This window comes from Pseudomonas sp. 15A4, assembly GCF_016925575.1.
In the GTDB taxonomy this organism is placed as follows: Bacteria; Pseudomonadota; Gammaproteobacteria; order Pseudomonadales; family Pseudomonadaceae; genus Aquipseudomonas.
In genome coordinates, this window is the sequence record NZ_CP068986.1 from 1,396,480 (window position 1) to 1,410,658 (window position 14,179).

12 protein-coding genes and 2 pseudogenes are annotated in these 14,179 nt (G+C 60.0%); 7 read left to right on the forward strand and 7 right to left on the reverse strand.

The features are described from left to right. Nucleotides 1-395 precede the first annotated feature (395 nt). Nucleotides 396-1,586, reverse strand: coding sequence for a methionine adenosyltransferase (gene metK / locus JN403_RS06165; RefSeq protein WP_122536450.1), 1,191 nt, complete (start codon nucleotides 1,584-1,586; stop codon nucleotides 396-398). A gap of 17 nt (nucleotides 1,587-1,603) precedes the next feature. Further along, the gene (locus JN403_RS06170; protein WP_122536451.1) at nucleotides 1,604-2,602 is read right to left on the reverse strand and encodes a metalloregulator ArsR/SmtB family transcription factor; all 999 of its coding nucleotides are present in this window, start codon (nucleotides 2,600-2,602) and stop codon (nucleotides 1,604-1,606) included. Nucleotides 2,603-2,860: 258 nt separating this feature from the next. Between JN403_RS06170 and tkt the strand changes: the two genes are divergently transcribed. The 6 genes from tkt (at nucleotide 2,861) to fba (ending at nucleotide 9,068) form a co-directional block, all read left to right on the forward strand. Beyond that, complete coding sequence (tkt, locus tag JN403_RS06175; RefSeq protein ID WP_205486190.1) at nucleotides 2,861-4,858, forward strand: transketolase; 1,998 nt, start codon at nucleotides 2,861-2,863, stop codon at nucleotides 4,856-4,858. A gap of 127 nt (nucleotides 4,859-4,985) precedes the next feature. Beyond that, nucleotides 4,986-6,032: an erythrose-4-phosphate dehydrogenase gene (epd, locus tag JN403_RS06180; RefSeq protein WP_205486192.1), complete on the forward strand. Its 1,047-nt coding sequence runs from the start codon at nucleotides 4,986-4,988 to the stop codon at nucleotides 6,030-6,032. A gap of 19 nt (nucleotides 6,033-6,051) precedes the next feature. Next, on the forward strand, nucleotides 6,052-7,215 hold the full coding sequence (locus JN403_RS06185) for a phosphoglycerate kinase (RefSeq protein WP_172609980.1): 1,164 nt from the start codon (nucleotides 6,052-6,054) through the stop codon (nucleotides 7,213-7,215). Between the two features lie 24 nt (nucleotides 7,216-7,239). Next, nucleotides 7,240-7,467: a hypothetical protein gene (locus JN403_RS06190; RefSeq protein WP_122536455.1), complete on the forward strand. Its 228-nt coding sequence runs from the start codon at nucleotides 7,240-7,242 to the stop codon at nucleotides 7,465-7,467. 91 nt (nucleotides 7,468-7,558) lie between these two features. Then, nucleotides 7,559-7,882, forward strand: a complete 324-nt coding sequence (locus JN403_RS06195; protein ID WP_205486194.1) for an MliC family protein — start codon at nucleotides 7,559-7,561, stop codon at nucleotides 7,880-7,882. 121 nt (nucleotides 7,883-8,003) lie between these two features. Continuing rightward, entirely contained in the window at nucleotides 8,004-9,068 is a 1,065-nt protein-coding gene (gene fba, locus JN403_RS06200; RefSeq protein ID WP_037018967.1) for a class II fructose-bisphosphate aldolase, read from the forward strand. Nucleotides 9,069-9,142: 74 nt separating this feature from the next. Here the strand turns inward: fba and JN403_RS06205 are convergent, their stop codons facing one another. From JN403_RS06205 to JN403_RS06215, 3 genes and pseudogenes are all read right to left on the reverse strand, one after another. Continuing rightward, nucleotides 9,143-9,631, reverse strand: coding sequence for a thioesterase family protein (locus JN403_RS06205; RefSeq protein ID WP_205486203.1), 489 nt, complete (start codon nucleotides 9,629-9,631; stop codon nucleotides 9,143-9,145). Between the two features lie 51 nt (nucleotides 9,632-9,682). Then, nucleotides 9,683-10,648 (reverse strand): L-carnitine dehydrogenase, encoded by a 966-nt coding sequence (locus JN403_RS06210; protein ID WP_205486205.1) that lies wholly within the window; start codon nucleotides 10,646-10,648, stop codon nucleotides 9,683-9,685. Nucleotides 10,649-10,786: 138 nt separating this feature from the next. Further along, nucleotides 10,787-11,673: pseudogene (locus tag JN403_RS06215) on the reverse strand (3-keto-5-aminohexanoate cleavage protein). A 250-nt stretch (nucleotides 11,674-11,923) separates the two neighbouring features. Here JN403_RS06215 and JN403_RS06220 point away from each other — a divergent pair. Further along, nucleotides 11,924-12,881, forward strand: a pseudogene (locus tag JN403_RS06220) (GlxA family transcriptional regulator). A 241-nt stretch (nucleotides 12,882-13,122) separates the two neighbouring features. Here the strand turns inward: JN403_RS06220 and JN403_RS06225 are convergent. Together JN403_RS06225 and JN403_RS06230 are read right to left on the reverse strand one after the other, a co-directional pair. Further along, on the reverse strand, nucleotides 13,123-13,542 hold the full coding sequence (locus JN403_RS06225; RefSeq protein ID WP_205486207.1) for a DUF3010 family protein: 420 nt from the start codon (nucleotides 13,540-13,542) through the stop codon (nucleotides 13,123-13,125). A gap of 47 nt (nucleotides 13,543-13,589) precedes the next feature. Continuing rightward, nucleotides 13,590-13,994, reverse strand: a complete 405-nt coding sequence (locus JN403_RS06230) for a lysozyme inhibitor LprI family protein (protein ID WP_065991249.1) — start codon at nucleotides 13,992-13,994, stop codon at nucleotides 13,590-13,592. Nucleotides 13,995-14,179 lie beyond the last annotated feature (185 nt).

Below are 14,179 nucleotides of genomic sequence, written 5' to 3' on the forward strand. Positions count from 1 at the left end.
GGAGGAGCATCTGTCGGAGACTTGGTCAGGAAATAGCTTTCCGTAAACCGCTGAAGTAGTGGTGTCTTCCATGATCGAATTCCTTCTTACGCTGAATGAGATTGCGGGGTAACGCAGTCAGTAATCAGCGTAGAGACAAATGCAGGGGTCGACCGAAATTGCAGATAAGGTGTCCTTGGATAAATAACAGGTTAATCAGAGGGTTGAAGATCTTTATCGCCAGTTGCGATAACACTGATCGCCAATCGGTTTAGGCCAGTGCCCGTTAATCAGCTTGCCAGTTACACCGGCTGGCCCTGGTTGATTGGGCAAGAAGCAAAAAGCCCCTGACGACTCACATCGCCAGGGGCTTTTCTCTTACCGGGTGCCGCTAAGCGCAATGCACCCGTCGGGTATTACAAACCGGCAGCGGCGCGCAAGGCGTCGGCGCGGTCGGTTTTTTCCCAGGTGAACGTGGTGAAGGTGTCGTCGCCCACGGTCTTGGTCTGCGGCGTGCGGCCGAAGTGGCCGTAGGCTGCGGTTTCCTGATACATCGGGTGCAGCAGGTCGAGCATGGTGGTGATCGCGTACGGACGCAGGTCGAAGTGCTCGCGGACCAGTTGGACGATCTTGTCGTCGCTGATCTTGCCGGTGCCGAAGGTATTCAGCGAGATGGACGTCGGCTGTGCAACGCCAATCGCGTAGGAAACCTGAATTTCGCAGCGCTCGGCCAGGCCGGCGGCGACGATGTTCTTGGCAACGTAACGGCCAGCGTACGCAGCCGAACGGTCAACCTTGGATGGATCTTTACCGGAGAACGCGCCGCCTCCGTGACGGGCCATGCCGCCGTAGCTGTCGACGATGATCTTGCGACCGGTCAGGCCGCAGTCGCCCACGGGGCCGCCGATGATGAACTGGCCAGTCGGGTTGATGTGGAACTGGGTGTCTTTGTGCAGCAGGTCGGCCGGCAGCACGTGCTTGACGATCAGTTCCATTACGCCTTCGCGCAGATCTTTGTACGACACTTCCGGGTTGTGCTGGGTCGACAGAACAACGGCGTCGATGCCAACCACGATGCCGTTTTCATAGCGGCAAGTGACTTGGGATTTCGCGTCCGGGCGCAACCACGGCAGCAGGCCGGATTTACGAGCTTCGGCCTGGCGGTGCACCAGCTGGTGGGAGAATGCGATCGGCGCAGGCATCAGCTCGGCGGTTTCGTTGCTGGCGTAGCCGAACATCAGGCCCTGATCGCCAGCGCCTTGATCTTCAGGTTTCGCGCGGTCGACGCCCTGATTGATGTCAGGGGACTGCTTGCCGATGATGTTCATCACGCTGCAGGTGGCACCGTCGAAACCGACGTTGGAGCTGGTGTAGCCGATCTCGCAGATCACGTCACGAACGATCTGCTCCAGGTCGACCCACGCGGTCGTGGTGACTTCGCCGGCAACAATGGCCACACCGGTCTTGACCAGGGTTTCCACGGCGACGCGCGCCTGCTTGTCCTGGGCAATGATGGCGTCCAGCACCGCATCGGAGATCTGGTCGGCGATTTTGTCCGGATGTCCTTCAGACACGGACTCGGAGGTGAAAAGGGAGTATTCGCTCATCTCGACGGATTTCCTGATTAGTACCGATGGTGAGTGTCGCCAGCCGGTCGCTGAAAATGGCGGACCTGGATCTGGAAACCATTACGTAAGCCTATGTACAGGCTTTCCCCGGGGACCAGCCCCGCAGCGATGGCCCAACGGGCCAGATCTTCCTGTTCGAAGCCTAACCAGAGATCGCCACAGGCCTCCTTGGCCCAGCTCTGGTCATGGCTGCACAACTCTGTCACCAGCAGGCTACCGCCCGGTTGCAACAGGTTGGCCAATTGTTTGAGCGCTTCGGCGGGCGCGGCGAAATGGTGCAACACCATATTCAACACCACGCAGTTGCCGGAGATATTAGCGTTGGTCAGTGCATCGGCCAGTTTCAGCTCAACGTTACCCAACGCCCTTTGCGTGCAGATCTTGCGCGCCAGATCGAGCATTTCCGGGCTGTTGTCCAGCCCCGTAACGTGCCGAAAACGCCGCGCCAGATCCGGCAGAAAACCACCATCCCCGGGCCCGACTTCTATTGCCGTGGCATCGGCGGGAAAGCTCAGTTTGTCCAGCAACGACAGCAGGCTGTCGCGGTATTGCGGCAGTCCTGCGATCAGGTCCTGCTGGGCCCGAAATTTCTCCGCAGTGCGTGCGAAGAAATCCTGACTGGCATTGGCCCGCTGCCGATGCACCAGCCCGATCCGGGTCTGTACGTCATCAGGCAGGCGCAGGTTGTCGGCTTCTTCAAGCATCGCCGCGTGCAGCTTGCCGCCAGTGTGTTCGGTGTGGGGCAGGGCGCGTCGATAGAAAATCGCGTTGCCTTCACGCCGCGTCGCCACCAGATCGGCTTGGGCCAGGACCTTGAGGTGATGGCTCATGCCGGACTGACCGATGGCGAAAATCTGCGCCAGCTCCAGCACGCCAAAGGAATCATTCGACAGCGCGCGCAGGACATTCAGCCGCAGCGGATCGCCGCCGGCTTTGCACAGGGCAGCCAGCTCGTCGCATTCATCATGGCTAATGGCAGGCACGCGAAGATTCATAAGGCAGGCAGTCTAGTTATCGACCAAGCCGGTCGCAAGGCCAATATCAAAAAGTTTTGATATTGGTCGATCAGTGGCGACCTCCCGGCGCCGTGATTCTGCCGTTTGCCGTCAGGCGTTGGGTGTGGCGTACGAAAACACGTCAGCGGCAGAGGAAAACACCGATGGCGTGTGATCTGTCATTGCCCCCGGAGGGTGCCTGAGGGAAAATGGCCGCCTTTTTCCGGTCCCACTTTTATCTGCCCCAGGAGATCAGCGATGCCAAGCCGTCGTGAGCGAGCCAATGCCATTCGTGCCCTCAGCATGGATGCCGTGCAAAAGGCCAATAGCGGCCACCCGGGTGCCCCGATGGGCATGGCGGATATCGCTGAAGTGCTTTGGCGCGATTATCTGAAGCACAACCCAGCCAATCCGATGTTTGCTGACCGCGACCGGTTCATCCTGTCCAACGGTCACGGCTCGATGCTGATCTACTCGCTGCTGCACCTGACCGGTTACGACCTGTCCATCGAAGACCTGAAAAACTTCCGCCAGCTGCACAGCCGCACCCCGGGTCACCCGGAATATGGCTACACCCCGGGCGTTGAAACCACCACCGGCCCACTGGGTCAGGGTTTCGCCAACGCCGTCGGTTTCGCGGTCGCGGAGAAAACCCTCGCTGCCCAGTTCAACCGTCCAGGCCACAACATCGTTGACCACCACACCTACGTGTTCATGGGTGATGGCTGCATGATGGAAGGCATCTCCCACGAAGTCGCTTCGCTGGCCGGCACGCTGCGCCTGAACAAGCTGGTCGCGTTCTACGACGACAACGGAATTTCCATCGACGGCGAAGTCGAGGGCTGGTTCACCGACGACACCCCGAAGCGCTTTGAATCTTACGGCTGGCTGGTCATCCGCAATGTCGACGGCCATGACGCCGACGAGATCAAAACCGCCATCGATACCGCTCACAAGAGCAACAAGCCGACGCTGATCTGCTGCAAGACCACCATCGGTTTCGGTTCGCCGAACAAGCAGGGTAAGGAAGACTGCCACGGCGCTCCGCTGGGCACTGAAGAAATCGCCCTGACCCGCGCTGCGCTGAAGTGGACTCACGGTCCGTTCGAGATCCCGGCCGACATCTACAGCGAGTGGAATGGCAAGGAAAAAGGCCTGGCCGTTGAAGCCGAGTGGGACCAGCGTTTCGCTGCCTATTCCGCTGCCTTCCCAACCGAAGCCAACGAGCTGATCCGCCGCATGAGCGGTGAGTTGCCTGCTGACTTCGCCGAGAAATCCGTCGCGTACGTGGCAGAAGTCAACGCTAAGGGCGAAACCATCGCCAGCCGCAAGGCCAGCCAGAACGCCTTGAGCGCCTTCGGTCCGCTGCTGCCTGAATTCCTCGGCGGCTCCGCTGACCTGGCAGGTTCCAACCTGACCATCTGGAAAGGCTGCCGCAGCATCACCGGCGAAGACGCCACCGGCAACTACCTGCACTACGGCGTGCGTGAGTTCGGCATGGGCGCAATCATGAACGGTATCGCCCTGCACGGCGGTTTCGTGCCATACGGCGCGACGTTCCTGATCTTCATGGAATACGCCCGCAATGCCGTGCGCATGTCCTCGTTGATGAAGAAACGCATCATCTACGTATTTACCCACGACTCCATCGGTCTGGGCGAAGACGGCCCGACCCACCAGCCTATCGAGCAGCTGACCAGCCTGCGCACCACGCCGAACCTGGACTGCTGGCGCCCGGCTGATGCCGTTGAGTCCGCCATCGCCTGGAAACACGCTATCGAACGTGATGACGGCCCATCGGCGCTGATTTTCTCTCGTCAAAACCTTCAGCATCAGGCGCGTGATGCCGAGCAGCTGGAAAACATCAACCGCGGTGGCTACGTGCTGCGCGACTGCAACGGCGAGCCGGATCTGATCCTGATCGCCACCGGGTCCGAAGTCGGCCTTGCTGTTCAGGCTTACGACAAGCTGAGCGCGGACGGCAAAAACGTGCGTGTGGTTTCCATGCCGTGCACCAGCGTTTTCGAAACTCAGAGCGCCGAGTACAAGCAGTCGGTTCTGCCGCTGGAAGTCAGCGCGCGCATCGCCATCGAAGCGGCTCACGCCGACTATTGGTACAAATACGTGGGCCTGGAAGGCCGCGTGATCGGCATGACCACGTTCGGCGAGTCGGCACCTGCCAACCTGCTGTTCGAAGAGTTCGGCTTCACGCTGGAGAACGTTCTCTCCACAGCTGAAGAGCTGCTGGAAGACTAAGCACCATTGCGTTGCCCTTGTCGGCGCGTGCCTTGTCCTGCGATCTGCTGCCTGTATCTGGCAACAGATCGCGAGGCGAGCCACGCGCCTGCAGGTTCTCTGTACCACTCAAGATTTTGAGAACCCCATGCCTCAGCCACGCCCTTATAAAGTCGCCCTCAATGGTTACGGTCGTATCGGCCGCTGCGTGCTGCGCGCGCTGTGCGAACGAGGTGCGAAGGCTGGCTTCGAAGTGGTGGCAATCAACGACCTGGCCGACATGGCCAGTCTCGAATACCTCACGCGCTTTGACTCCACCCATGGCCGGTTTCCCGGCGATGTGCGGGTCGAAGGCGATTTTCTGCACATCAACGATCACGTCATCAAAGTGTTTCGCAGCGCGACGCCGGAAGGCATCGACTGGGGCTCGCTCGACGTGGATCTGGTGCTCGAATGCTCCGGCGTCTACAACACGCGTGCCGACGGAGAGCGCTTTCTTGCGGCCCGCGCGCCGCGGGTGTTGTTCTCCCAGCCCATGGCCAGCGAAGCCGATGTCGACGCCACCATCGTCTACGGCATCAATCAGGAAACCCTGACGGGCGATGAGCGGCTGGTGTCTGCCGCGTCGTGCACCACCAATTGCAGCGTGCCGTTGCTCGACCTGCTGAACCGCGAGCTGGGTCTCGAATACGTGACCATCACCACGATTCACTCGGCAATGAATGATCAGCCGGTGATCGACGCCTATCACCATGAGGACCTGCGCCGTACACGCTCGGCCTTTCAGTCGATTATCCCGGTGTCCACTGGTCTGGCGCGCGGCATCGAGCGCCTGCTTCCGGAACTTGCCGGCCGAATTCAGGCCAAAGCAGTTCGTGTGCCGACGGTGAACGTCTCGTGCCTGGACATCACGCTGCAGGTTGCCCATGACACCGATGCCGTCGAGGTCAACCGTATCCTGCGCGAGGCCGCTACCCGCGGCCCGCTGAAGGGGCTGCTGGCGTACACCGAATTGCCGCATGCCAGTTGCGATTTCAACCACGACCCGCACTCGGCCATCATCGATGCCAGCCAGACGCGGGTTTCGGGCCCTCGGCTGGTGAACCTCCTGGCCTGGTTCGACAACGAGTGGGGCTTTGCCAATCGTATGCTGGATGTCGCCGATCACTACCTGCACACCATTCATAAACAATAGTAAAAACAGGGAATGCCTCATGACCGTGTTGAAGATGACCGACCTCGATCTGCAAGGTAAGCGTGTACTGATCCGCGAAGACCTCAACGTTCCGGTCAAAGATGGCGTGGTGACCAGCGATGCACGCATTCTCGCGTCGTTGCCCACCATCAAACTGGCGCTGGAGAAAGGCGCAGCGGTCATGGTCTGCTCACACCTTGGTCGTCCAACCGAAGGTGAGTTTTCCGCCGAGAACAGCCTGAAGCCGGTCGCGGACTACCTGAGCAAGGCGCTCGGCCGCGAAGTGCCGCTGGTCGCGGAATACCTGGACGGTGTCGACGTCAAAGCGGGCGATATCGTGCTGTTCGAGAACGTGCGCTTCAACAAGGGCGAAAAGAAGAACGCTGACGAGCTGGCGCAGAAGTACGCCGCTCTGTGTGATGTGTTCGTGATGGACGCTTTCGGCACCGCTCACCGTGCAGAAGGCTCGACCCACGGCGTGGCCAAGTTCGCCAAAGTCGCTGCGGCTGGTCCGCTGCTTGCCGCTGAACTTGACGCGTTGGGCAAGGCCCTCGGCAATCCGGCCCAGCCAATGGCGGCCATCGTGGCCGGCTCCAAGGTTTCCACCAAGCTGGACGTGCTTAACAGCCTCAGCGAGAAGTGCAACCAGCTGATTGTCGGCGGTGGCATCGCCAATACCTTCCTGGCGGCGGCCGGTCATCCGGTTGGCAAATCGTTGTACGAGCCGGACCTTCTTGATACCGCTAAAGCAATCGCCGCCAAGGTCAGCGTGCCGTTGCCGGTCGACGTGGTGGTTGCCAAGCAGTTCGCCGCGGATGCCGAAGCCACCGTCAAGCTAATCGCCGATGTGGCCGATGACGACATGATCCTCGACATCGGTCCTCAAACAGCTGCTCACTTCGCCGAATTGCTGAAATCTTCCAAGACTATTCTCTGGAACGGCCCGGTTGGCGTCTTTGAGTTCGATCAGTTCGGCGAAGGCACCAAGACGCTGGCTCACGCCATCGCCGAGAGCTCTGCTTTCTCCATCGCCGGTGGCGGCGATACCTTGGCCGCCATCGATAAATACGGTGTAGGCGACAAGATCTCCTATATCTCTACAGGCGGCGGTGCGTTCCTCGAGTTTGTCGAGGGTAAGGTTCTGCCTGCCGTGGAAGTTCTGGAACAACGCGCCAAGGCCTGACCGGCCAAGGTGAAGGGGAGTGAAATGGTCAAGCCATTACCGCTGTTGATCATGGCGGGTTTGCTGGTCGGCTGCGCAAGCAAGCCTGAAGCGGAGACGGCATCGACCGCGGCGCCGGGTTTGCTTCAGGTCAGTTGCTACCAGGCGGGCTGGCAGGCGGAAACCGTACCGATCGTTTACAAGCGTGGCGGGCCTGAAGTCTGGGAAAAATACGAATTCATGCCTGCCGTGGGACCAGTCCCCTGTCATTGATTCTTGGTTGACGGTGTGCCGGAATACAGGAACAGCATTGCCCCTGCCGTGATCGACATCTGTCACGCGATGCAGGGATTCGGGAGTAGTAATGAAAGGCTTGTTAGCCCTTGGGACAGTGATGCTGCTGAGCGGTTGCGCCAGCATGAAGGCTTCGGAACCGGCAGCCCCGTGGACCCATTGGGTCTGCGACAGCAAAGCCGAGATTTTCTGGAAGTACGCCGATGCCGCGAAGAAGGAGGTGGATGTACGCCTCAATCAGAGCGAGCAGGTATTCCGTCTGCAAGCGTCGCCCGGAGCTTCCGGGTCGCTTTACAGTAACGGTGTGCTGGCGTTCGACAACAAAGGCAGCGAAGGCCTGGTCTACTGGGACGCTACCAACGATTTGATCGGTCGTGGCTGCAAGGCGCCGTAAAGGGCCGAGCAGTTCGAGCGAGGCTGCACCGGGGCGATGACTAAGCATTCGACCCCTATAATTTGAATAGCCGCCAATACGGCACGCACGATTAACGACCCCACCGGGAGAGAGACAGACAATGGCACTTATCAGCATGCGCCAGATGTTGGACCACGCAGCCGAATTCGGTTACGGCGTCCCTGCATTCAACGTGAATAACCTGGAACAAATGCGCGCCATTATGGAAGCGGCCGACAAGACTGACTCTCCGGTGATCGTTCAGGCTTCGGCCGGTGCGCGCAAATACGCAGGCGCCCCGTTCCTGCGCCATCTGATCCTGGCGGCAATCGAAGAATTCCCGCACATTCCGGTGGTCATGCACCAGGACCACGGCACCAGCCCGGCCATCTGCCAACGTTCCATCCAGCTGGGCTTCAGCTCGGTCATGATGGACGGTTCGCTGCGCGAAGACGGCAAAAGCCCGGCTGACTATGAGTACAACGTTCGCGTGACGCAGGAAACGGTCGCCATGGCGCACGCCTGCGGCGTTTCGGTTGAGGGTGAGCTGGGTGTTCTGGGCTCGCTGGAAACCGGCATGGCCGGTGAAGAAGACGGCGTTGGCGCAGAGGGCATGCTGGATCACAGCCAGATGCTGACTGATCCGGAAGAAGCGGCCGATTTCGTCAAGAAAACTCAGGTGGATGCCTTGGCCATCGCCATCGGCACCAGCCACGGCGCGTACAAGTTCACCAAGCCGCCTACCGGCGACATCCTGGCGATCGAGCGGATCAAAGAGATCCACAAGCGCATCCCGAACACTCACCTGGTGATGCACGGTTCTTCTTCCGTTCCACAGGAATGGCTGAAAATCATCAACGAGTTCGGCGGCGACATCAAAGAAACCTACGGCGTGCCGGTCGAAGAAATTGTTGAAGGCATCAAGCACGGCGTGCGCAAGGTCAACATCGACACCGACCTGCGTCTGGCGTCCACCGGTGCCATCCGCGAGTTCATGGCGAAGAACCCGAGCGAGTTCGACCCGCGTAAATACTTGGCGAAAACCGTATCGGCCATGCGCGACGTGTGCATCGCCCGGTACGAAGCATTCGGCACCGCTGGCAACGCCTCCAAGATCAAGCCGATCTCCCTGGAGAAGATGTTCGAGCGTTATGCCAAAGGCGAGTTGAACGCCAAAGTGAATTGATCGCTTTCTGATCGATTTGCTGAAATGAAGAGGCCCGCAGCGATGCGGGCTTTTTGTGGCTGTGATTCGCTTCTCTACGGGGTGTTTCGCCGGCCGGGCAGGGCGATGATCCGCCCGACATACTTTGGCTCCGGCTGATCAAGTTGAGCTTCCGAGAGCAGGCGCAACGCCTGCAGCGACACTGCGCTGAACGGTACCGACTTCGGCCCATCCGCGAGATCCACATGCAGCAGCATCTGCTCGCTCGCTGCCAGCTCGACATCCCCGTCTGCCTTGTACAGACCGTGGTAAAGCTGCACCCGCTTGCCATCGTGTCCGACGATTTGCGTACGCACCTCCACGGCTTCACCGAGTTTCACCTCGTGCAGGAAGTTGATGTGCGCTTCGAGCGTAAACAGCGAGTGGCCACTGGCATCCCGATCGTCATTGGCAAGGCCGATGCGGTCCATGAAGGCGTCTGTGGCGAAGCTGAAAATCAGCAAATAAAAGGCATCCCGCAGGTGGCCGTTGTAGTCGACCCACTCGGCGAGAACAGGGGTTTTGTAGGTAATGAGCGCGGGCATGGGATCAGTCCAAAGTTATTCGTGGTCAACCGGCGACGTGGCTCTCGCGTATCAATCCTCAAACGCCATTCCATGTTTGGCCTTGGTGGTTTTCACCGCTTCAAGCACCGCCAGCAGGCAGTCGTCGCGATACCGCTCCAGCGCTGCAATGCTGTGGCTACCGAGCTGATTCGAGGTGCCGTCGACCACATCGTCAATCAGCTTGTCGGTCAGCTCGGGCGCCGGAAGGTAGGTCCACGGCAACTGCAGCGCGGGGCCAAATTGCGCCATGAAGTGACGCATCCCCGCATCGCCGCCGGCCAGGGTGTAAGTCAAAAATGTGCCCATGAATGACCAGCGCAGGCCGGCACCGAAACGGATCGCGTCGTCGATTTCGCCGGTGGTCGCCACCCCATCGTTCACCAGGTGCAGGGCTTCACGCCACAGCGCTTCCAGCAAACGATCGGCAATAAAACCGGGGACCTCTTTGCGCACATGAAGCGGGCGCATGCCGAGTGATTCGTAGACCTGAATCGCTGCCTGCACCGCTTCCGGCACGGTGTTCTTGCCGCCGACCACTTCCACCAGCGGCAGCAGATAAACCGGGTTGAACGGATGGCCCACCACGCAGCGCTCCGGGTGCGTGGCGCTCTCGTAAAACTCCGACGGCAGCAGGCCGGAGGTGCTGGAACCAATGATCGCGTCAGGCTTGGCCGCCGCGCTGATCTTGCTGTGCAGATCCAGCTTGAGGTCAAGGCGCTCCGGGGCGCTTTCCTGGATGAAGTCGGCGTCGCGAACGCACTCTTCGATGGTGTCGACGAAGCGCAGACGTTCTTGGGAGGCGCCCGACGCCAGACCCTTTTGCTCAAGCGCCGGCCAGGCGTTGGCGACGCGTTTGCGCAGTGCTGCTTCGGCTCCGGGCGCCGGGTCCCAGGCCACGACATCCAGGCCATGAGCCAGCGCGCGCGCCACCCAACCGCTGCCGATGACACCGCTGCCCAAGGCTGCGAAGGTTTTAATGGTGGTGATAAAGGTCATATCGGAAACTCGAAAAAGTGTCGGGGACCTTGTGGGAGTGAGCTTGCTCGCGATAGCTGGTTATCCGTGCCAGATCTGTGAATGACACACCGTTATCGCGAGCAAGCTCACTCCTACACGGGAGGATTTGCGTGGGGATCAAAACCGCTTCTTCAGCCCCATCTTTATGCGGCCTTCAGCGGGGGTCAGAACCCGTGCGCCCAGGCGGCTGAGAATTTCGCTGGCGCGCTCGACCAGTGCGCCGTTGCTCGCAAGCACGCCTTTGTCGAGCCAGATGTTGTCCTCCAGACCGACCCGCACGTTGCCGCCGAGCAATACCGCCTGCGCGGCCATCGGCATTTGCATGCGGCCGATACCGAAGGCAGCCCACACCGCGTCGGCGGGCAAGTTGTCGACCATGGCTTTCATCGTGGTGGTGTCCGCCGGCGCCCCCACGGAATGCCCATGCACAGCTGGAAAAGCGGGTTATCGAGCAAGCCTTCGTTCATCATCTGCTTGGCAAACCAAAGATGGCCGGTGTCGAAAATCTCCAGCTCGGCTTTCACCCCCAGCTCTTGAATTCGCCTGGCCCCGGCCCGTAGTTGCGCGGGCGTGGACACGTAAATCGTGTTGCCATCGCCGAAGTTGAGGGTGCCGCAATCCAGCGTGCAGATTTCCGGCAGCAGCGCTTCGACATGCGCGAGCCGGGTCAGCGGACCGACCAGATCGGTGCCGGGGCCGAAGTCGGTTGGACGTTCGCCCGGGCCGATTTCCAAGTCGCCGCCCATCCCGGCGGTCAGGTTGACGATGATGTCGATATCGGCTTCACGAATGCGGTCCATGGTTTCGCGGTACAGCTCGACGTCACGGCTGAACTTGCCGGTCTTGGGATCGCGCACATGGCAGTGCACGACGGTTGCGCCGGCCTTGGCGGCCTCGACTGCGGCAGCGGCAATCTGCTTGGGCGTGATCGGGACCAGGTGGCTTTTCCCGGTCGTGTCGCCAGCACCGGTCAGTGCGCAGGTGATGATGACGTCATGATTCATGGGGGAGGTTCCTTGCAGGCCAGACAGTGACGCGGACATTGCGGCCCGCTTTTGAGGTGCAAAACTACGCAGCGGCGAGCCTCTCAAAACGCACAGCGGCGACACGGTCTTGCACAGCAGCGACCTGTGCTGTTGCTGCCCATCGGCAAGAGGTGTATTTGATGATCGGGCCCAAGAGGCACGATCATTTCTGAACTCACCTCTCCACCCCAATCGCCCATCTGCTCCGATCCCAAGGAACGCACCAACGATGTCCCAGGATTTCTACTTTCTGCTCATGCCCGGCTTTTCGATGATGGGCTTCGTGTCGGCGCTGGAGCCGCTGCGCGTCGCTAATCGTTTTGGAGGCGAGCTGTTCCGCTGGCACATCCTGAGCGTCGACGGTGGTCCTGTGATTGCCAGCAACGGCATGTCGGTAAACGCCGACGCCGCGCTTGAGCCGCTGAAAAAGGGTGCGACGCTGTGGGTGATGGGCAGCGTTGATCCATTGAAGTTTTACACCGGAACACTGGAACACTGGCTGCGCCGGCTGGACCTGGAAGGCGTGGTTCTCGGGGCGATCGACACCGGCAGTTTCGTCCTCGCCCAAGCCGGTCTGTTGGAGGGGTATCGCCTGACCCTGCACTGGGAAGCGCTGGACGCCTTCAAGGAAACCTATCCCCGGCTGCAAGCGACGCAGGAGCTGTTCGAGATCGACCGGCGCCGCATCACCTCCGCCGGAGGCACTGGCCTCCATCGACATGATGCTTGACCTGATTGGGCACGCCCATGGCGCGGATATGGCGATCAAGGTGTCCGAGCAGTTCGTCCTCGGGCGCATACGCCAGCGCAAAGACCACCAGCGCATGCAGATCGCCACGCGCTACGGCATCAATAACAAGAAACTGGTACAGGTCATCGGCGTCATGGAGCAGCACACCGAGCCGCCGTTGAGCACGCTGGAACTGGCGGAAGGGATTCAGGTGACGCGGCGTCAGCTGGAGCGGTTGTTTCGTCTGCACCTGAACGACACGCCGAGCAACTTCTACCTCGGCCTGCGGCTGGAAAAAGCCAGGCAACTGCTGCGTCAGAGCGACATGAGCGTGCTGGAGGTCAGCATTGCGTGCGGCTTTGAATCGCCATCCTATTTCACCCGCAGTTACAGGGCGAGATTTGTGGTGTGCCCTAGGGAGGACCGAGGGCGCACGCGCGAGGTGAAGGCTGTTTGATGCTCAATTATGGTGAATTATAGTCGCGACTATAATTCGGTATAAATGACCCGGCGGGCGGCTTTCGTCTTCTTCTTAAGGCTCCGGCTCGTTCAGTAGGACCGGCTTCAGCCGGGAACAGGCCCGGTTGAGCACCCTCAGTTTAAGGTGGTGGCGCCTGACGCCTTCCCGGCTAAAGCCGGTCCTACAGTCGGATTTAACCCCGGCCCACCACCGAGCAAGCGATCGGGTGCAGACCTTTCTACTTGGTCTTCATCAACGCCGAACACGCCGCTTTGTACGCCTCATGCTGATACTTGTTCAGTGCTGCGGGCAATTCAAAGCTGTGCTTCTTCATCTGAGCATTAATGGTCTGGGGCGACAGCAGGATGACGTCGCAGTCTTCCAGCAACTGAAAGATGGTCTCGATCTTGAAAGTCGTCGGCCCGCCGGCGAACTCACCTTTCTTGCTGCGCTTTTTGATCGCGATGTGACCAATGCCGTTATCGCGCACGAAGGCCTCGATCTGGCGGGCGAACGCTTTCACGTTGCCGGCTTCATCGTCGTCTTCGAGTGCGATCTTTTTGGTCGGCAGTGGAAGGTGTTCGAGCGCGCCAGATGCGCGAGTGGCGACAGCGAAGATGGCCTCGCTGCCTTTGATTTCTACGCCGCAGATGTTCATGTGCCTACCTTGAGCTCGGGAAGGGCGTCAGGGTAGCGCATTCGGGATCACTCGGACTGCGCGACGGTGTCCAGATATTCCGATCGCTCGTCGCTGGCGCGGGTCAGGCAATCGTTCTGGTCGATGTTGAATTCTTTGGTACCGGGCTTGGCCGGGAACACTTCAACGGCGCAATCCGCGTCACGCAGTTTTTTCCAGGCTTCCTGAGCGGCCTTGAGTTTGGTGGCGAATTCCTCGGCCTGGGCCTTGTTCGCACCGAACTGCGTCTGCACACGCTCAAGCACGTTCTGCACATTCTCCGTCAGCAGCTTCTCCGCCGTGTCGCGGCTGTACACCGAGCACTCAAGCGTCTGCTGATCTTCTTCAACGCCGTCACAAGGGTTGGCGGCCGGATTGGATGCAGCGTGTGCGCCTGTCGCGAATAGAGCCAGAGCCAGAAACATGGTTTTCATTGGGGCTTTCCGAGTCAGAGATGGATTGGATTCTCGCCCAAGCGCGAGGCAATGAACAGGTATCAAATGCGGGCTGCAAAAGGCCATGTCGTCCCTTTGTCGTTTCTTGACGCTTTCGGCAATTCCCCTGTCGTTTTTGCACCCGGCTCCTCCGACCCTCAGGCATATGCTGACCCCAAAGCGCC